At 35.6% G+C, this 19,125-nt stretch carries 13 protein-coding genes; 11 read left to right on the top strand and 2 right to left on the bottom strand.

The genetic code is table 11. From position 1 onward, the window contains the following. The first annotated feature begins 28 nt into the window (after nucleotides 1-28). The gene (locus MMF97_RS12265) at nucleotides 29-3,205 is read left to right on the top strand and encodes a basic secretory protein-like protein (protein WP_243362684.1); all 3,177 of its coding nucleotides are present in this window, start codon (nucleotides 29-31) and stop codon (nucleotides 3,203-3,205) included. Between the two features lie 56 nt (nucleotides 3,206-3,261). Here the strand turns inward: MMF97_RS12265 and MMF97_RS12270 are convergent, their stop codons facing one another. Then, entirely contained in the window at nucleotides 3,262-3,615 is a 354-nt protein-coding gene (locus MMF97_RS12270) for a GIY-YIG nuclease family protein (protein WP_243362685.1), read from the bottom strand. 132 nt (nucleotides 3,616-3,747) lie between these two features. On the opposite strand from MMF97_RS12270, the gene MMF97_RS12275 reads away from it, so the two are divergent. Continuing rightward, complete coding sequence (locus MMF97_RS12275) at nucleotides 3,748-4,524, top strand: XRE family transcriptional regulator (RefSeq protein ID WP_243362686.1); 777 nt, start codon at nucleotides 3,748-3,750, stop codon at nucleotides 4,522-4,524. 105 nt (nucleotides 4,525-4,629) lie between these two features. Here MMF97_RS12275 and alaS read toward each other — a convergent pair whose 3' ends face one another. Continuing rightward, on the bottom strand, nucleotides 4,630-7,239 hold the full coding sequence (gene alaS, locus MMF97_RS12280) for an alanine--tRNA ligase (RefSeq protein ID WP_243362687.1): 2,610 nt from the start codon (nucleotides 7,237-7,239) through the stop codon (nucleotides 4,630-4,632). A 116-nt stretch (nucleotides 7,240-7,355) separates the two neighbouring features. Here alaS and MMF97_RS12285 point away from each other — a divergent pair, with 116 nt between their 5' ends. The 9 genes from MMF97_RS12285 (at nucleotide 7,356) to MMF97_RS12325 (ending at nucleotide 18,932) form a co-directional block, all read left to right on the top strand. Then, on the top strand, nucleotides 7,356-7,691 hold the full coding sequence (locus MMF97_RS12285; RefSeq protein ID WP_243362689.1) for a MerR family transcriptional regulator: 336 nt from the start codon (nucleotides 7,356-7,358) through the stop codon (nucleotides 7,689-7,691). Then, on the top strand, nucleotides 7,678-8,388 hold the full coding sequence (locus MMF97_RS12290; protein WP_243362690.1) for a L,D-transpeptidase family protein: 711 nt from the start codon (nucleotides 7,678-7,680) through the stop codon (nucleotides 8,386-8,388). Before MMF97_RS12285 ends, MMF97_RS12290 begins: the two co-directional genes overlap by 14 nt. 50 nt (nucleotides 8,389-8,438) lie before the next feature. Beyond that, nucleotides 8,439-9,245: a hypothetical protein gene (locus MMF97_RS12295; RefSeq protein ID WP_243362693.1), complete on the top strand. Its 807-nt coding sequence runs from the start codon at nucleotides 8,439-8,441 to the stop codon at nucleotides 9,243-9,245. Next, nucleotides 9,235-11,277: a helix-hairpin-helix domain-containing protein gene (locus tag MMF97_RS12300; protein ID WP_243362694.1), complete on the top strand. Its 2,043-nt coding sequence runs from the start codon at nucleotides 9,235-9,237 to the stop codon at nucleotides 11,275-11,277. The genes MMF97_RS12295 and MMF97_RS12300 overlap by 11 nt, the downstream gene beginning before the upstream one ends. Before the next feature lie 6 nt (nucleotides 11,278-11,283). Continuing rightward, complete coding sequence (locus tag MMF97_RS12305; protein ID WP_243362695.1) at nucleotides 11,284-13,374, top strand: ComEC/Rec2 family competence protein; 2,091 nt, start codon at nucleotides 11,284-11,286, stop codon at nucleotides 13,372-13,374. Nucleotides 13,375-13,380: 6 nt separating this feature from the next. Next, a complete protein-coding gene (locus tag MMF97_RS12310; protein ID WP_243362696.1) occupies nucleotides 13,381-14,160 on the top strand; it encodes an enoyl-CoA hydratase/isomerase family protein in 780 nt (259 codons plus the stop codon). Between the two features lie 16 nt (nucleotides 14,161-14,176). Further along, nucleotides 14,177-14,830: a DUF4412 domain-containing protein gene (locus MMF97_RS12315; protein WP_243362697.1), complete on the top strand. Its 654-nt coding sequence runs from the start codon at nucleotides 14,177-14,179 to the stop codon at nucleotides 14,828-14,830. A 232-nt stretch (nucleotides 14,831-15,062) separates the two neighbouring features. Continuing rightward, complete coding sequence (locus MMF97_RS12320; protein WP_243362698.1) at nucleotides 15,063-16,763, top strand: LTA synthase family protein; 1,701 nt, start codon at nucleotides 15,063-15,065, stop codon at nucleotides 16,761-16,763. 3 nt (nucleotides 16,764-16,766) lie between these two features. Beyond that, the gene (locus MMF97_RS12325; RefSeq protein ID WP_243362699.1) at nucleotides 16,767-18,932 is read left to right on the top strand and encodes a S9 family peptidase; all 2,166 of its coding nucleotides are present in this window, start codon (nucleotides 16,767-16,769) and stop codon (nucleotides 18,930-18,932) included. The last annotated feature ends 193 nt before the right edge of the window (nucleotides 18,933-19,125 follow it).

Raw genomic sequence — 19,125 nt, forward strand, 5'->3', positions numbered from 1 at the left:
TTATTGTACATACTAAACATACAACATCATGAACAGTAAACTCTACAAAAGATTAACCATACTTTTAATATGTTCATTGTTTTTAAGCATTCATGTAAAAGCGCAATACTTTGGACAAAACAGAGTAAGATATAAAAACGAAAAATTTAAAGTATTACAAACTCCCCATTTTGATATTTACTATTATATCAAAAATGATAAATTACTTAAAAAATTTGCTCAGGATGCAGAAACCTGGTACAAAATGCACCAGGAATTGTTCAGAGATACTTTTCTGAAAAAAAATCCGATTATTTTATATAACAACCATCCTGATTTTCAACAAACCACAGCACTTCAAGGCGAGATAGGTGTTGGAACCGGAGGTGTAACCGAAGCCTTAAAAAACAGGGTAATCATGCCTTTTATGGAATTGAATAGTCAGACAAGACACGTTTTGGGTCACGAGTTGGTGCATGCTTTTCAATACCATCTTTTACTTGAAAAAGATTCCATTCCACTAGAGAACATCGGTCAAACTCCATTATGGATGGTAGAAGGGATGGCCGAATATTTATCTGTAGGTAAAAAAGATGCTTTTACTTCAATGTGGATGCGCGATGCTTTGTTAAATCGCGATATCCCCTCTTTAAAAGATCTGACCAATTCAAATAAATATTTCCCTTATCGTTATGGACAGGCTTTCTGGACTTTTGTAGGCTCCTTATATGGAGATACCACTATTGTACCTTTATTTAAAGCCACTGCTAAATTTGGATATGAAAATGGTATAAGATATACCTTTGGATATGACGATAAAACACTTTCAGGTTTGTGGAAAAATGCCATAGAACAGCATTACAGGCCAATGTTAAAAGCAGATAGTTCACAAATTAAGATTTCAGGCAATAAGATCATCGACAACAAAAATGCAGGAAATATGAACGTAGCCCCTGCAATCAGTCCTGATGGTAAATATTTAGCTTTCTTATCAGAGAAAGATCTGTTTGGTATCGATCTGTTTTTAGCTGAAGCAAAAACAGGTAAGATCATCAGAAAACTTAGCAGCCAGATTGCAAATTCCCATATTGATGATTTCAATTTTATAGAATCAGCCGGAGCATGGTCTCCCGATAGTAAGTTATTTGCATTCAGTATTTTTGGCAAAGGCAAAAACCAGTTAATGGTTATTGATGTGTCTAACGGGCAAACTGTTTTAACTACCGATATGGGTAAAGTTGAACAGTTTGGCAATTTAACATGGTCGCCAAATGGCAAAGACATTGCTTTTTCAGGTATGGTAGAAGGACAAAGCGATATTTTTTCTTATAATTTAGATGCTAAAGCAGTAACACAAATTACCAATGACGAATATGCTGATTATGCTCCAAATTACTCTCCTGATGGTAAAATGATCGTTTTTTCTTCAGACAGAGTAGCCATGCAAAACGGAGTAAAAAATGCTGTGTACCCTATTAATTTAAGCATATACAATATTGAGAACAAAACGTTAACAGATATTCCAGTGTTTCCAGGAGCTAACAATTTAAATGCACAGTTCTCTGGCGATAGCAAACGTATTTTTTTCCTTTCTAACCGCGATGGTTTTAGAAACTTATATGAATATCACCTGGAAACTAAAAAACTCAGACAGTTAACAGATTACTTTACAGGAATTAGCGGTATAACAGAATTTTCACCTGCTATCAGCGTTTCCCGTAACGATGAAATCGTTTATAGTTACTACCGTTATCAGCGCTATACGCTCTATAACGCAACTCTCAATAATTTTAAGGCAAAAGATGTAGATGCTAATGATGTAAACTTTGATGCAGCGATCTTACCTCCGAAAGAAAACACAGGTGTAAATGTGGTTAATGCCAATCTGGCTAATTTTGAGCGTTTTGAACGTACACCTGAAACAGCTATGGCTAATGTTCCTTACCGTCCTAAATTTCAACTGGATTACCTGGCTAATAGTGGAGGTATAGGCATGAGTACCAGCAGGTTTGGCACAGGTATGCAAGGCGGTATAGTGGGCATGTTTAGTGATATTCTGGGTCGCAACCAGATTATTGCCAACCTAGCCGTTAACGGGGAAATCTATGATTTTGGGGGTATGGTAGGTTATATCAACCAAAATCGCCGCTTAAATTGGGGTGCAGCTATATCGCATACACCTTATATTACAGGCTTCCTGTCGGCAAATTACTACAACCCTGTAACCAATCCTGGCGGACAACCTATTGATACGATCAGCACCAATATTTTAAGAACCTTTGAAGAATCTGCGCAGTTATTTACTGCCTACCCTTTTAATAAAGCTCACCGTTTTGAAGTTGGTGGAGGATTTTCTCATTACAGTTACCGTTTAGATAAGTTCAATAACTATTACCAATATGCCAATGGTTATCAATATTATCTGGGTTCAGACAGGCAGAAAGTAAATAAGACCGATGCAATGAATGCATTAGGAATGCCATTAAATGCATTTACAATTTATCAGCTAAATGCTTCTTTTGTTGGCGATAATTCTATTTTTGGCTTAACTGGTCCCCTCGATGGTTTCAGATATCGTGTAGGTGCTGAACAATACTTTGGCGATTACAATTTCTCTGCGGTAACTCTAGACCTAAGAAAATATTTCAGATTTAAACCAGTAACACTTGCCTTAAGATCATACAACTATTTACGATTAGGTAAAGATGGAGAAAATCTATACCCACTTTATGCAGGCTATAATTACCTCATCAGAGGATACGAACCTACTTCTTTTTACAATAATTCTAACCAGACACCTAACAGCTTTAATATAGACCAATTATCAGGAAGTAAAATGGCCATCTTTAACTTTGAGTTAAGGCTACCTTTTACAGGGCCTAAAAAATTAGCACAAATACCTTCTAAATTCTTATTTACCGATCTGAATTTGTTTTTTGATGCGGGTTTAGCATGGACAGAAAATACCAAAGTGGCATTTAAAGGACAGCCAACTTATCAAACCATAAATGTTACTGATCAAAATGGAAATCCTATTTTGGATGGCAATGGTAATCCTATCACTACCAGTTACACCAATGAACGTGTACCAGCCTTAAGTGCAGGTATATCTGTAAGAGTAAATGTATTTGGGTATTTTGTATTGGAGCCTTATTATGCTATACCTTTCCAACGTAAAGACGTTAAAACCGGTGTATTCGGTTTAACATTTGCACCTGGATGGTAATAGTTTAAATTCCATAATTTTGATAAAGAGCTTTTGTTTATTCAAAAGCTCTTTTTTTATGATAATGAATGCATCATAGGTAAACTCACCTGCATATTTATCTTTTGGTGGCTTAAGATATTTTCAAAATCCAGACCTATAGTTAAATCAATCCAATCGGGATTACATGAACGAACCAGTCGCTCTTTTTGAGCTCTTGTAAATCTGCTTACCAGCTTAAAACGGTTCAGCGCCTGTGCTTCAGTTTTAAATTCTTCAAAATAAACTAACCTGGTCAATTGCTGAGCACTATCAAAAAATAAATTTGGCATCTGCTTATAAAAATCTAAAGTTTTGATCAGATCAGCACTCATACCCACATGTAAACTTGTGCGATTTCTGTCTGTAACGATGTAAACAATCTTTTTCATATGATTTAAATAATCAGGTTAAAACTAAATTAATTAGATAAAATTTTGAACTACCAACTATAATTACTAATTTTATTGGCACAATAATACTAACAATTTTAGTAAAAACAAATTTATTTTAAATTATTTTCTATGTCTAACATTTCATCCAATCTAAAATACCTGAGAAAGAAAAAAGGCCATACGCAACAGCAATTTGCTGATGCAATGGAAATTAAACGTTCTTTGATAGGCGCATATGAAGAAGACAGGGCTGAACCAAAATACGAATTACTAAAAAAAATAGCAGAATATTTTGATTTGACCATTGATGAGTTTATCAACGATAAAATAGATGACAACTGGAAGCCGAAACCTAAGAGTCAGGGCTCAAATCTTCGTGTACTGAGCATATCTGTTGATCACAACGACAGGGAAAATATAGAACTTGTTCCTGTTAAAGCCAGCGCTGGTTACCTTAACGGTTTCTCTGATCCGCAATACATTCAAGAACTACCTAAATTTCAGCTACCTATACCTGCTTTAAGACAAGGCACCTACAGAGCATTTGAAATTATGGGCGATTCGATGCTGCCTGTACAGCCCGAGAGTGTGATTATTGGTGAATACCTTGAAAACTGGAATGATATTAAAATTGGGGAAACTTATATTATCATCAGTAAGAATGAAGGTGTAGTATATAAAAGAGCAGGTAATAAATTTAAGGAAAATCGTGAGCTGAAATTAGTTTCAGATAATAAAGTATATGATCCATATACGATACCTGCTGAAGATATTCTTGAAATCTGGAAAGCTAAAGCTTATATCTCAACTACCTTACCAGAACCTACTCCTGAGCCTACCATAGAAACCTTATCTAGCATGATGGCGCAGATGCAGAAATCAATTGCGCAATTAAATAAAAATTAAAAAAAGCTTGTCCAAAAAAATATCTTCGTCATTCTAATATAGATCCTGAAACAAGTTCAGGATGACGAAAGTGTTAGTTTTTTGGACAAGCTCTTACTATCTTATTTATACAAAGCTTTTAGCTCTTGCCAGTGCTTTATCTAAACCATTGGCATCTTTACCACCGGCAGTAGCATAGAATGCTTGCCCTCCGCCTCCACCTTGTATATCTTTTGCTAATTCTCTTACAATCTGTCCCGCATTGTAGTTTTTGGCTTTTACCAATTCATCATCTATAGCTACAGTCAATTGAGGTTTTCCGTCAATTACCACTCCTAAAACCAAGAACAGGTTTTGAACTGCTCCCTTAACAGCATAAGCTAAGGTTTTAACCGCATCGGCATTAGGTAGATCTACCTTGGAAACGATGAAATTAACACCATCAATATTTTCTATCTTACTTTCCAAATCGGTACGTAAAGCCAATGCCCGTTCTGTAATATTTTTTTCTATTTCTTTTTTCAGTCCGGTATTTTCTTCAATGATCTTACCTAAAACCCCTACAAAATCCTTCGGACTGTTCAACAGATTCTTGATATGCTGAACCAGTTCAAACTGCTCTCTGATTACGGCAGCTGATTTGGTTCCCGTAATGGCTTCAATTCTGCGTACACCTGCCGCTACCGCTCCTTCACTTATAATTTTAAAGAAACCAATCTGTCCGGTAGCTTTTACATGGGTTCCGCCACAAAGCTCTTTTGAAAAATCATCGTCAAAAGTAATCACACGAACAAATTCGCCATATTTCTCACCGAACAAAGCAGTAACACCACTATCAATGGCTTTTTGATAAGGCACATTACGCTCTTCTTTCAGTGCAATATTTGCTCTTATCTTTTCATTTACAATGTCTTCTACCTCTTTAATTTCTTCATCTGTAAGTTTTGCAAAATGAGAAATATCAAAACGCAACAAGTCGTTATTTACCAAAGATCCTTTTTGGTTTACATGGTTACCCAATACTTGTTTAAGTGCAGCATGCATTAAATGGGTTGCACTATGGTTGTTCTCTGTATCGCGGCGTAAATCTTCCTCTACTTCTGCGTAAAAAGAACCGCTAAAATCTGCAGGCAGTTCATTTACAAAATGTACTGTAAGTCCGTTTTCCTTTTTAGTATCTGTAATCCTGATTTTCTGTCCTGTTTTATTAGAAGTTAAATATCCCTGATCACCAACTTGTCCTCCACCTTCTGCATAAAAAGGTGTAATGCTCAATACAAGCTGATATTGCTCTTTACCTTTTGCAGATATTTTGCGGTATTTTAATATTTCGGTGTCTGCATTAAGGTAATCATAACCTATAAATTGAGATTCATCTCCATCGTTGATAACTACCCAGTCTCCGGTATCGATTGCTGTAGCTGCTCTTGATCTATTTTTTTGAACATCTAAGGCTTTGTTAAAGCCTTCCATATCAACCGACATTCCTTTTTCACGAGCCATCAAATCGGTTAAATCTATAGGGAAACCAAAAGTATCGTAAAGCTCAAAAGCAAAATCCCCGTCAATTACATCTTTTCCTTCATATTTCTCAAAACGTTGTATCCCGGTTGCCAGCGTTCTCAGAAAAGATACTTCTTCTTCTAAAACTACTTTCTGTACAAAATCTTTTTGTTCAAACAATTCGTTGAACACACCCTCAAACTGATCTGCCAGTAGTGGCACCAATTCATTTAAAAAAGGTTCTTTAAAGTTTAAGAAAGTATAGGCATAACGCACTGCCCTACGCAAAATACGACGAATTACATAACCTGCTTTATTGTTAGAAGGCAATTGTCCGTCTGCAACCACAAAAGAAATGGCACGTATATGATCGGCCATAACACGCATAGCGATGTCTGTTTTTTCATCATCGCCATAAGCTATACCTGCTTTACGGGCAATGAATTGTATCAGTGGCTGAAATACATCGGTATCATAATTTGATGCTTTTCCTTGTAAAACACGCACCAAACGTTCAAAACCCATTCCTGTATCTACATGTTTTGCAGGAAGAGGTTTTAACGAACCGTCTTTTAAGCGGTTAAACTGCATAAAAACGTTATTCCAAATCTCTATAACCTGCGGGTGATCAGCATTTACCAGATCTTTACCTTTTGCGTCCTTACGTTCTTCTGCACTTCTACAATCTACGTGAATTTCAGAGCAGGGACCGCATGGACCTGTATCGCCCATTTCCCAAAAATTATCTTTCTTATTGCCTAAGATGATACGCTCTTCAGGGACATATTGTTTCCATATCTCATATGCTTCGGTATCTTTAGGTAAGCCTTCACTTTCATCGCCCTGAAATACAGAAACATACAACTGATCTTTAGGTATTTTATAAACCTCAGTTAATAACTCCCAGCTCCATGCAATAGCTTCTTTTTTAAAATAATCGCCAAAACTCCAGTTACCCAGCATTTCAAACATGGTATGGTGATAAGTATCTATACCTACTTCTTCCAGATCATTATGTTTACCAGAAACCCTTAAACAACGCTGGGTATCGGCAACTCTAGGGTATTTAATGGCAGCTTCGCCCAGAAAAAGATCTTTAAATTGATTCATGCCCGCATTGGTGAACATTAATGTCGGGTCATTTTTAACCACAATTGGAGCCGAAGGCACAATATGGTGCTGTTTTGCTTTGAAAAAATCTAAAAAGGTTTGTCTTATTTCTTTTGCTGTCATTACTTAAAAATATTTACAGCGCAAAATTAAAATTTTATTACGGTTTTATGCTAAAATCGCCTTACATTTGAATACTTTAAGTAAAACCTGCAAAACATTAATAATCAATTACAATCATGCCATACAAAGAAAGAGAAATCAATAAAATGTATTATACCATGGGCGAAGTAACCGAAATGTTTGGCGTAAATGCTTCTCAAATCAGGTTTTACGAAAAGGAATTTGATGTACTTAAACCTAAGAAAAACAAAAAAGGGAACAGGCTCTTTACACCTGAAGACATCGAAAACCTGAAAATTATTTTCCATTTGGTAGATGAAAAAGGTTTCACTTTAAAAGGTGCTAAAGAACATCTTAAAAGCAATAAAGACGAAGTAAAAGAAAACCAGAAGATCATCGAATCTCTTGAACGCATAAAAGACTTTTTGCTAAAATTAAATGGTGAGATCTAAACTTATCGGCCTGTTACTGTCTATCAGCATTTTAATTATAAGCTGCCAGGCTAATTCTCAACACAATGCTATAATTTATCAGGATACCTTATTAAAATATACAATTACCCAAGGAGACCTGGACAAGTATATTTCCTATCGGAATATCAAAGATACGGTTGGAAAAAATAAGGAATTGTTGGAAATTCTAAATGTTTTACACTTTCAGCTCGATTCGAAATTTAAAATAAATAACCAACTTACTTATGAAGAAGCTGTTAACCGTGCTGAAGATGTGGTAAAACGGCGCCATATGGTCAACAAAGTGCTTGTGCTCAAAAGCAAGCGAAAAATGTACCTTCTCAAAGACGATAAAACGATTAAAACTTTTAACATTGCCCTAGGCCCTAATCCTGTTGGGCAAAAAGAATATGAAGGTGATGGAAGAACTCCTGAAGGATTATATACTCTAGACTGGCAAAGATGGGAAACTTCAACATTTCATTCTTTTCATATATCCTATCCAAATGATGCTGATCTTGCCAGAGCAAAATCAAAAAACTTAACTGCGGGTAGCAACATTATGGTACACGGAACATCAAAAGGTAAAAAAAAGAAAAAAGACTGGACAAATGGTTGTATTGCGCTTAGCAATGTAGATATGCAGGAATTCAGGTCTATTGTTTTTCAAGACACTCCCATCGAAATCAGAAAATAATATTTTGCAACAACAATAAAATAACATAAATTGGTGATAACAAACCATTTATGTCTAAATTCTCGCTTTCAGTTCTTACGCTCTGGATTTCAGGGGCAGTAAGCTATGCCCAGTTTAATATGGGGCCTAAAATAACCTCTATGGGGTTAAATGGAGCTTCTGTTAAAGATGTATGGAGCACCGTTGCCAATCCTGCGGGCATTACAGCCATAAAATCAGCCACAGTAGCTATTAACTACAGTAAATTTCTATTTGACAGCGAACTAAACACACAGGCTGCATCCTTAATTATTCCTTTTACCAAAACATTTGGAGGTTTAAGCTTTTTACGCCACGGTTTTACTGAATATAATGAAATCAAAACTGGTATAACAATTGGCAAAAAATTTTCAGAGCATCTTTCTATTGGTTTAAGAGCCAACCTACATCAACTCAGCATATCTCATTATGGTAACTCAACTACTTTTTCAATTGATTTAGGGGCTATTTATACCTTAAACAATCAGATTGATATAGGTGCTTATATTACCAATCCTTCAAGGCAAAACTTTAACTCCTCTGCCATTGCGAACAATATAGCTACAACTCTAAATATTGGCGCTTCTTACCTCGCTTCAGATAAAGTATTAATTGCTGCAAGCTTATCTAAAGAATTGCAGGCAGAACCCGATGTAAGATTAGGAATAGACTATAGCCCCATCAGCTTGTTAAGTTTACGTGGCGGAATAAGCAGTCGACCATTTAAACAGTTTTTTGGAATAGGTCTCTCTTACCAAAAAATCATGTTGGATACTGCAATAGAAAATCATCCCCAAATGGGTTGTACTCCTCAAATTGGTTTAAGTTATGCGTTTTAGACTACTCATTCCTTTATTGGTCATCTTTAGCGAAATTACCGCTAAAGCACAAACAACAGAGCAAGATATCATCAAAGAACTCATTGAAAATATGGCCGAAAATTTGCCTGAGGATTACGATTTTTCAGAATTAGAAGAACGCCTCCTTTATTACCGTAGCCATCCAGTAAACCTAAATCATACTTCTGTAGAAGAGCTTAAAACGCTCCTATTTTTATCGCCCTTGCAAATCCACAATCTATTTGAATACATGAAACGAAACGGAAAGTTAATTGATATTTATGAACTACAAGCTATTGAGGGATTTGATACAGAAACTGTTCAAAGATTGATGCTTTTTGTCTCTTTAGATCAAAATACCATTAATGATAGAATTACTTTATATAATGTTTTAAAATATACTCATAATGATTTAATTATAAGATATGAACGCGTACTTGAGAAATCAAGAGGTTATGAAGTTTTACCTGGAAATCGTTATCTAGGCACCCCAGATAAATATCTGTTCAGGTATAAGTATAATTATTCAAACCGCATATCTGCATCGCTGATCTTTAAAAAAGATGCAGGTGAGTATCTCTTTAACGGGCCTAAGCAATATCCATTCGATTATCTTTCTACTCATGTCGCCCTGTTTAAAATAGGTAAATTTAAAAAAATTGTTCTGGGCGATTACAGTTTGCAATTTGGGCAGGCTTTAACCTTATGGTCTGGATTTGCTTTTGGTAAATCTCCTGAAATATCAAGTATGGTTAAAAATGGTATGGGCTTAAAGCCCTATACCTCATCTAATGAATATGCTTTTTTAAGGGGAGCGTCGGCTACCATTAACTTATTCAAAAACATAGACCTTACTCCTTTTATATCCTACAGATATTTAGATGCAACCGTTACAGAAAACAGCGATGGCTTAAAAACGATCAGCACTATTAACCAAACGGGTTTACATCGTACCTCATCAGAAATAAAAAATAAAAACAGTACCAGTCAACTGATTTATGGTGGCGTTGTACAATACCAACTCAAAAATTTAAATGTGGGTGCTATTGCTTATCAGACACATTTTAACAACACTTTTATACCTGGCACCGGGTTGTATCGCAATTTTAATTTTACCGGAAAGGATTTAACAAATCTGGGCACATATTATGATTTCACTTATAAAAACATTTATCTGTTTGGTGAGATCGGCAGAAGTATTCATAATGGTACGGCTTTTATAAACGGTTTGTTAGTCAGCTTATCTTCCACTGTATCGGCAGTAGCTTTATACCGTAACTACCCCGAAAATTACCATAATTTCTTTAACCAGGCTTTATCAGAAACCAGCGAAGCAGTTAACGAAAAAGGCTTATACACAGGGTTAAAAATTAATCCTTCTAAATCATGGAGTTTTTCTGTTTATACCGATTATTTCAGATTTCCTTGGTTAAAATTTAGGGTAGATGCACCTTCTGATGGTTACGAATTATTGGCTCAGGCTAACTATACTCCAAGAAAAAGTATAAAAACTGTTTTCCGTTTCAAAATGAAAAACAAACAACTAAACACAGACAAGAGTGTGCCCTTTAATTATCTAGAAGATGTAAGAACAGAAAATTACCGTACTGAAATCAAGTGGAAATTTAACAAATCATGGGGTTTTCAAAATAGATTGGAAATGGTTCGCTACAAAAAAGGTACAGCAAATACAGAATATGGCTATTTATTTTATCAGGATATTGAATATTCGCCCCTGTCTTCAAACCTATCTGCCAATTTAAGAGTAGCTTATTTCAATACCGCTTCTTACAACAGCAGAATTTATGCTTATGAAGATGATGTACTTTATCATTTTACTTTTACGCCTTATAATGGAAAAGGTATCAGAACCTACGCTAATTTAAAATACAGGCTGGCAAAGCAACTGGATATGTGGGCAAGGTATGCTTTATTCAATTATAATAATGTAGAAACAGTGGGTTCATATCTAGATGAAGTACCCGGAAATAAAAAATCAGACATCAGGTTACAATTACGCTATCAATTTTAATGCAATTTGGTTTTTAAAGCAGAAATAGTATTCATTAAAGTATTTATACCTTTTGCCTTAGGTATCATAACAGCCTACTATGCTCAAAATAATACAGCCTTGATTGTTAGCTGTTATGCATTACTTTCTTCTTTTTTAGCACTGCTTATCTTAAACATTCTGTATGTAAAACTTAGCCTATGGAAACACAAAATACTTACAGGCAGCCTTTTATCTATCTGTTTGTTCTTTACAGGAAGTACGCTTTGTATGCTTAAAACTGATTTCTTAAAAGATAATTATTTTGCCAAGCACCGATTTAAGGCACTTAGAATATGTATAAGCTCTGAGCCTCAATTAAAAAATGATATTCTAAGGTTTGAAGCAGAGGTGACCAGCGGTATAAAAGAACAAACTTCATATCCTGTTACAGGTAAATTACTTGTGGCTCTAAAAACAGATAGCATCCGGTCTGTTCAATTAAATTACGGAGATGAATTGCTGATTGAACCTAAATACGCACCTGTTGAACCTGCATATAATCCTGCTGAGTTCGATTTCAAGGCATGGCTAGCAACCCAAAATATCTATCAGCAGGTGTTTATTAATCATAACCAAATTGTAAAACTGCCTTCAAATGCCGCAAACCCTTTGTTAAAGTACGCCATTAACTTACGTCAGAAGCAAGTAGAATTTTACAGGAAAGTCATCAAAAATGATGAAGCTTTTGCAGTAGCTTCAACGCTTATTTTAGGTTACCGTGCTGATTTGAGCCAGGAGACTTTAAATGCGTACAGCAAGACAGGAACCATACATGCGCTATCCGTATCAGGTATGCATGTAGGAATCATTTACATTATGATCAATCTCCTGCTTTCCAGATTCAGCAAAAATACCAGATGGCTGGTTGTTATTAAATTTCTACTTACCATCACATTAATATGGTATTATGCACTTATTACCGGATTATCTGCTTCTGTACTCAGATCGGCTATTATGCTAAGTGCGGTTATTTTTGCCCGGCAACTAAAACGACATACCAATAGCTACAATGTATTTGCCTTTACTGCTTTCATTTTATTGGTATATGATCCTTTTCTGATATGGGACGTGGGTTTTCAGCTTTCTTTTTTAGCTGTATTGGGATTAGTTGCTTTACAACCTCCTTTATATAAGTTGTTATTTTTTAAAAATTACTTTCTCGATAAAATATGGGCAACTATTGCGGTGAGCATGGCTGCACAGATAACTACACTCCCACTCAGTATATACTATTTCCATCAGTTCCCTGTATATTTTATCGTCAGTAATCTGTTTATTGTTATTCCTGTAATACTGATTATGTACATAGGTTTAACCATGTTGATTTTTAAAATAAGCTGGATAGCCCCACTCTTCGAATATATTATCAATTTCACCAATGAAGGATTAAAATGGATTGCCGATCTACCTTTTTCGGGACTTACAGCTATATTTATAGAGCGATGGCAGATATGGGTTTTAAGCTTGTTCATTGTATTCATTTCTATAGGATTGATCCAAAAACGATCAAGGCCGGTTATTTGTGCATTATGCCTACTGCTGTGTTTCCAGATAGGAACTGCACATCATAAAATACTTGCTGAAAAACAACGGAAAATGATCTTCTTTACCTTACGCAAAAATTATGCAGCAGCCTTTATCAGCTCTAAAGAAGCTATTTTAGTTACAGACCTAAATCCTCTGGAAAAGAATTATTTATTTTTCATAAAACCTGCCCTAGAACGTTATGGTGTAAATCAGGTTAAGTTCATCGACTGGAAAACAGATACTACCACGAAACATCTTATCAAAACCAATCATCAGATAACTTTTTATGATAAAAGCTTTCTTTTAATTGATCCTGATCTCAACGCGAAAAAGATAGCAAACGAAGTTCATTTTAATTACATATGGTTACATCAAAATCCTAAAATTGATATAGGTATGTTACATGAACAGTTAAAGACTGCTACCCTTCTTATTGATGCCACAAACAAAGACTTCAAAATTGCAGAATTTGAAAATGAAGCAAAAAAAACTAATTTTAAAACGCATTTACTAAAAAGGAACAATGCCCTGTTAGTATCCCTTAACTAATTATTTATGCCTGAAAGCTTGGTACTCTATCATGTAGAAGAACGTATTTGTGAAATTACGCTCAACAGAATCGATAAAAAAAATGCTTTAAATCCTGAACTGGTTAACCTGTTAAAAAAGGCTATACAGCAAGCTAATGATGATAAAGGAGTTAAAGTAATTGTTTTAAAAGCCAATGGCGATTGTTTTAGCGCAGGTGCCGATCTGGCCTACTTACAACAGCTACAACAAAACACTTACGAAGAAAATTTAGCTGATTCTGAAAACCTGAAAGCACTTTTTACTGCAATTAATTATTCAGGTAAAACAGTTATTGCTCAAGTTGAAGGACATGCTATAGCCGGAGGATGCGGCCTGGCAACAGTTTGTGATTTTGTTTTTGCCGTACCTGAAGCGAAATTTGGTTATACAGAAGTAAAATTAGGTTTTGTACCTGCTATTGTAGCCTGCTTTTTAATGCAAAAGACAAGCCTTACTATAGCTAAAAAATTATTACTGACAGGTGAGTTGTTTAGCGCAGAGGAAGCTTTGCAATATAATTTGATTACCTATGTAACAAAATCAGAGGAAATCAATCAAATTGTAAGAAATTTTGCTTTAGATTTATGTAACAATTCTTCGGCTAATTCGTTACAGAAAACTAAGATGCTCATTAATGAAATCGCTTATAACAATTTAAACGCAAATCTTGATTATGCAGTTAAACTAAACGCAGAAGTTAGGCAAAGCAACGATTTTAATAAAGGAATAAGCGCTTTTCTCAATAAGCAGAAAATTGAATGGTAAACTATAAACTTTAAATATGATGTTCAAATCAATCAAAACAGGAGTAATTGCTGCTATAATGGTAAGTTCAACCGTATATGCTTTTGCTCAGAAAAAAATAACAGAAGGTACAGCAGTGTACTCTATGGAAGGTGCAATGGGTAAACAGGAGCAGAAATTATCTTTCAATAATAATGTATCTAAATTAGTGATTGAATCTGGGCCTGCAACTATTTCTATCTTAAATGACGTAGAAAAAGAAAATGGGCTTATTCTGGTAAGCGTACCAATTGCACAAATTCAGAAAGCTGCCAAACTAGCTAAAAAAGACTTAACTGAACAAAACGAGCAACAAGGTATTTTCCCTCCGGTTGATATTACTGCTACAGGCGAAAAACAAACCATAAATGGCTTCAATGCAGAAAAATATACTTATAAGAATGGCGCTAATGGCGAAACTTATGAAGTATGGATCACTAAAGATATTGACCTGCCTGTTAACATGTTTACCGATAACTTTAAATCGCTTAAAGGAACAATGGTAAAAGTTACGGGTAAAGGTGGTAGTATCATCTTAAAATCTGCTACAGAAGGTAAAATCGGAGCTTTATCTACAACAGATATTCCAAGCGGATATGATGAAATTACTTACGATGAACTTAAATCTATGCAGGGAGGCGGTGGAGAATAATTAAAATCTTTGTCCACAAACCTATTCATCAGGCTTTTATTTTGGCATTTTTACTAATTTAGTGCCAATGTTTAAAAGCCTGTTTTTTTTTATACGCTACTTTCTGTTCTGGCTTCTCTATTTTGCCGTAGATCGTTTTATTTTCCTGCTTATTTTTAAGCAAAAGTTAAATACTGTTAGCTTCAGCGAGAAACTATTTACCTTTTATCATGCCCTACGTTTAGACACATCAATGGCTGCTTACATCAATGCCATTCCGCTTTTATTTTTCATTTTCCAGTTCTTTATTGCAAAAAAAGAAATCAATTTTAAATGGTTAAAAATATATAACCGAATTCTAATTGTATTATTCAGTCTTATTGCCGTAATCAATTTCAATATCTATCGCGAATGGGGTAGTAAAATTAATGCAAGAGCACTGGGCTTTGCCATTAACACACCTAATGAAGCACTGGCTTCAAGTGCTTCCTCACCTATCCTACTTACAGTTTTCATCTTTATTGTGTTGCTGTTAACGGGTTGGTATCTTGAAAATTACTGGGTAAAAAGAAAAATTCTTTTTCCAAAAATGGCTTTACCTGCTAAAATCCTTGCGTCTATCCTCCTATTAGGAATTAATTTTTTATGGATAAGAGGTGGCTGGGGAACAGCTCCAAACAGTCAGAGTATGGCTTATTTTTCTGAGAACCAGGTATTAAATCATGCTTCCTTAAACACAGAATGGAATTTGATGTCCAGCATCTTAGCTTCAAAAAAAGCCGATTCCAATCCTTATGTGTATATGAGTGAAGAAACGGCATCTGCCCAGGTAAAAGAATTGTACCAAACCTCATCTGATAGTACCATAAAAATTTTAAAAACCGACAAACCCAATATTGTATTATTTATTTTAGAAAGCTTTACCGCCGATCTAACTTATATCTTAGGACAGGAAAAAGGTATCACACCTCATTTTGACAGTCTGGCACATAAAGGATTGCTATTTAGCCAGATCTATGCAACTGGTAACCGTACCGATAAAGGGGTTATTGGCACTTTAGCAGGCTACCCTACCTTAGGAACAGGTAGCATTGTAAAATGGCCTGAAAAAATGCAGAAAATTCCAGCGATCAGCCAGTCTCTGCATCAGAACGGTTATGTAAACTCTTTCTTTTATGGAGGAGAATCTGAATTCGACAATTACAAGGCATTTATCCTTAGTCATGATTACCAGTTACTGATCGATAAAAACAGTTTTGATAAGAAAGACATGAACTCTAAATGGGGTGCTTACGATGCAATTGTATTTAACAGACAAATTCAGGAAGCCCAAAATTTTAAGCAACCTTTTTTTTCAACTATATTATCATTAACCAATCACGAGCCTTTTGAAGTTCCTGGTGTGCACAAATTTGGCACACAAGATAATGTAGCAAAATTTAAAAGCACAGCTTATTATACCGATTCATGTATAACAGCCTATTTAAATGAAGCAAAGAAGCAACCCTGGTATCAGAACACTTTATTCATTTTCATAGCAGATCACGGGCATGTTCTACCTAAAAACAAATACGATATTTTTGAACCTCAGCGTTACCATATCCCTATGTTGTTTTATGGAGAAGTGATTAAAGATGAATTTAAAGGAAAGCAAATAAACTATACGGGCAGTCAGCAGGATTTAGCTGCCACATTACTTGCCCAGTTAAATTTGAAACACGACCAATTTACCTGGAGTAAAAACTTATTAAATCCTAACGTTAAGCATTTTGCTTATTTTAGCTGGGATAACGGATTTGGTTTTATTGAAAACGATCACTGCGTTACCTTTGATAATGTGGGCAAATCGATTTTGTATAACAACCAGCCTAATGATAAAAACAGTACTAACCAAATATTAACCAACGGAAAAGCCTATTTACAAAGTGCCTATCAAAATTTTATTAAACTATAAACTATGAATTTAGCTAAATTTATAAGCAAGGTATTGCTTGTTAGCCTTTTATTTACCGGTTGGGCACATGCCCAGAACATCAACTGGACCAAAGATGGAACCGGTTATTACCAGAATACGGTTGGAGAGATTACAGTGGTAACATTACCCAAAAACGAACGTTCTACTTTAATTGGCAGGGATCTACTTACGCCTACAAATAGTTCTTCTCCGCTGCAGGTACGCAGTTTTCAATTAAGTGAAGATGGCAGTAAAGCGCTGATCTATACCAATACCAAAAAAGTTTGGCGTTACGATACACGTGGCGACTATTGGGTGGCAGATATTAAAAACAATACTTTAACCCAATTGGGTAAAGGTAAACCTGCTTCTTCGCTTATGTTTGCAAAATTCTCGCCTGATGCCTCTAAAGTGGCTTATGTAAGCGGACATAACATCTATGTTGAGGATTTGGCTACAGGTACCATTAAAGCTTTAACTACGGATGGTTCAGCCAGAATGATTAACGGAACTTTTGACTGGGTTTATGAAGAAGAATTTGATTGCAGAGATGGTTTTAGATGGAGCCCTGATGGAAAATCAATTGCTTACTGGCAAATTGATGCCACCAAGATCAAAAACTTTTTAATGATCAATAATACCGATTCAATCTATTCTTTTAATGTTCCGGTAGAATATCCTAAAGTTGGACAAGATCCTTCATCATGTAAGATTGGTGTGGTAGATATCAATACTGCACAAACCAAATGGATTGGGGTTCCGGGCAGTTCGGTACAGAACTACATTCCACGTATGGATTGGATACCCGCTTCAAATGATATTATTTTACAACAGCTTAACCGTCAGCAAAACGAGAGCAAAGTTTATATAGCCAACGCAAGCACCAATAAAACAGACTTGGTTTACAGTGAAACCAATGCAGCCTGGATCGATGCTACCGATGGTTTTACCTGGTTAAATGACAATAAAGAGTTTGCTTGGTTAACTGAAAAAGATGGATGGAGACATTTATACCGCATATCTCGTGATGGTAAAAAACAAACTCTGGTAACTAAAGGCGATTATGATGTAATTGCTTTAAACCTGATTGATGAAAAAAGCAACACAGTCTATTTTTCAGCTTCACCGGTTAATGCAACACAAAAATATTTGTATAAAACCAAGTTAGATGGCAAAGGTAAATTAGAAATGGTTACGCCGTCTGTTCTTTTAGGAACACATACATACAGCATTTCGCCAAATGGTTTATTTGCCCGCCATAGCTATAACAGTTCTATCGTAACTCCTGTTACAGAATGGATGAACTTTAAAACCGGCAATCCTTTAACCATGGAAGGCAGCATTACCAACCAACTGGCTAAACAACAAGCACCAAAAAACAAAGTAGAATTCTTTAAAGTAACTACAGAAGATGGTGTGGTTTTAGATGGCTGGATGAAAAAGCCCGATAACTTTGATGTAACCAAAAAATACCCAGTTGTTTTCTATGTATATGGCGAGCCGGCTTCTGCAACCGCTTTAGATACTTATGGCGCGGGTAACAATTTCTTGTACAATGGAAATATGGCACAAGATGGCTATATCTATATTTCTATGGATAACAGAGGTGCTCCACTACCTAAAGGTTCTGCATGGCGCAAAGCGATCTACAAAAACATAGGTGTAATCAACATCAGAGATCAGGCTATGGCAGCTAAAAAATTATTAGCACAAAATGCCTTTATGGACAAAGACCGTGTAGCTGTTTGGGGATGGAGCGGTGGCGGGTCTTCTACCCTGAATTTACTGTTCCAATATCCTGAAATTTACAAAACAGGTATTGCCATTGCTGCAGTAGCCAACCAATTAACTTACGACAACATTTATCAGGAACGTTACATGGGTACTCCTTTTCCAAGTACTGATGCTTATGTTGCGGGATCACCAATTACACATGCTAAAAATTTAAAAGGCAATCTTTTGGTTGTTCATGGTACAGGCGATGATAACGTGCATTACCAAAACGCAGAAATGCTGATCAATGAACTGGTTAAAAACAAAAAAGTATTTCAACTGATGAGCTACCCTAACCGTACGCATAGCATTAGCGAAGGTGCTGGTACAAGCGAACATTTAAGACTGATTTATACCAAATTCTTAAAAGAGAACTGCCCTCCGGGTGGCCGTTAATCTATAAGAAAGGTGTCTAAAATTAATATTCCGTCATCCTGAACTCGTTTCAGGATCTTAAATGAGGTAAATACCTTGATTTAAAGATTCCGAATCAAATACGGAGTGACGAAAGATTTTAGGCACCTTTTAAATTTTCAACAATTGCTCTTTCTTCTGCTCCTTTTTATACCTAGTTGCAAAATTTGTGTCT

It is taken from the genome of Pedobacter montanisoli, assembly GCF_022809115.1.
GTDB lineage: Bacteria > Bacteroidota > Bacteroidia > Sphingobacteriales > Sphingobacteriaceae > Pedobacter > Pedobacter montanisoli.

Coding starts and splice junctions, on each gene's coding strand:
- MMF97_RS12265 (WP_243362684.1), top strand. CDS start 29: ATGAACAGTAAACTCTACAAAAGATTAACCATACTTTTAATATGTTCA.
- MMF97_RS12270 (WP_243362685.1), bottom strand. CDS start 3,615: ATGAAAAAGATTGTTTACATCGTTACAGACAGAAATCGCACAAGTTTA.
- MMF97_RS12275 (WP_243362686.1), top strand. CDS start 3,748: ATGTCTAACATTTCATCCAATCTAAAATACCTGAGAAAGAAAAAAGGC.
- alaS (WP_243362687.1), bottom strand. CDS start 7,239: ATGACAGCAAAAGAAATAAGACAAACCTTTTTAGATTTTTTCAAAGCA.
- MMF97_RS12285 (WP_243362689.1), top strand. CDS start 7,356: ATGCCATACAAAGAAAGAGAAATCAATAAAATGTATTATACCATGGGC.
- MMF97_RS12290 (WP_243362690.1), top strand. CDS start 7,678: ATGGTGAGATCTAAACTTATCGGCCTGTTACTGTCTATCAGCATTTTA.
- MMF97_RS12295 (WP_243362693.1), top strand. CDS start 8,439: ATGTCTAAATTCTCGCTTTCAGTTCTTACGCTCTGGATTTCAGGGGCA.
- MMF97_RS12300 (WP_243362694.1), top strand. CDS start 9,235: ATGCGTTTTAGACTACTCATTCCTTTATTGGTCATCTTTAGCGAAATT.
- MMF97_RS12310 (WP_243362696.1), top strand. CDS start 13,381: ATGCCTGAAAGCTTGGTACTCTATCATGTAGAAGAACGTATTTGTGAA.
- MMF97_RS12315 (WP_243362697.1), top strand. CDS start 14,177: ATGATGTTCAAATCAATCAAAACAGGAGTAATTGCTGCTATAATGGTA.
- MMF97_RS12320 (WP_243362698.1), top strand. CDS start 15,063: ATGGCTGCTTACATCAATGCCATTCCGCTTTTATTTTTCATTTTCCAG.
- MMF97_RS12325 (WP_243362699.1), top strand. CDS start 16,767: ATGAATTTAGCTAAATTTATAAGCAAGGTATTGCTTGTTAGCCTTTTA.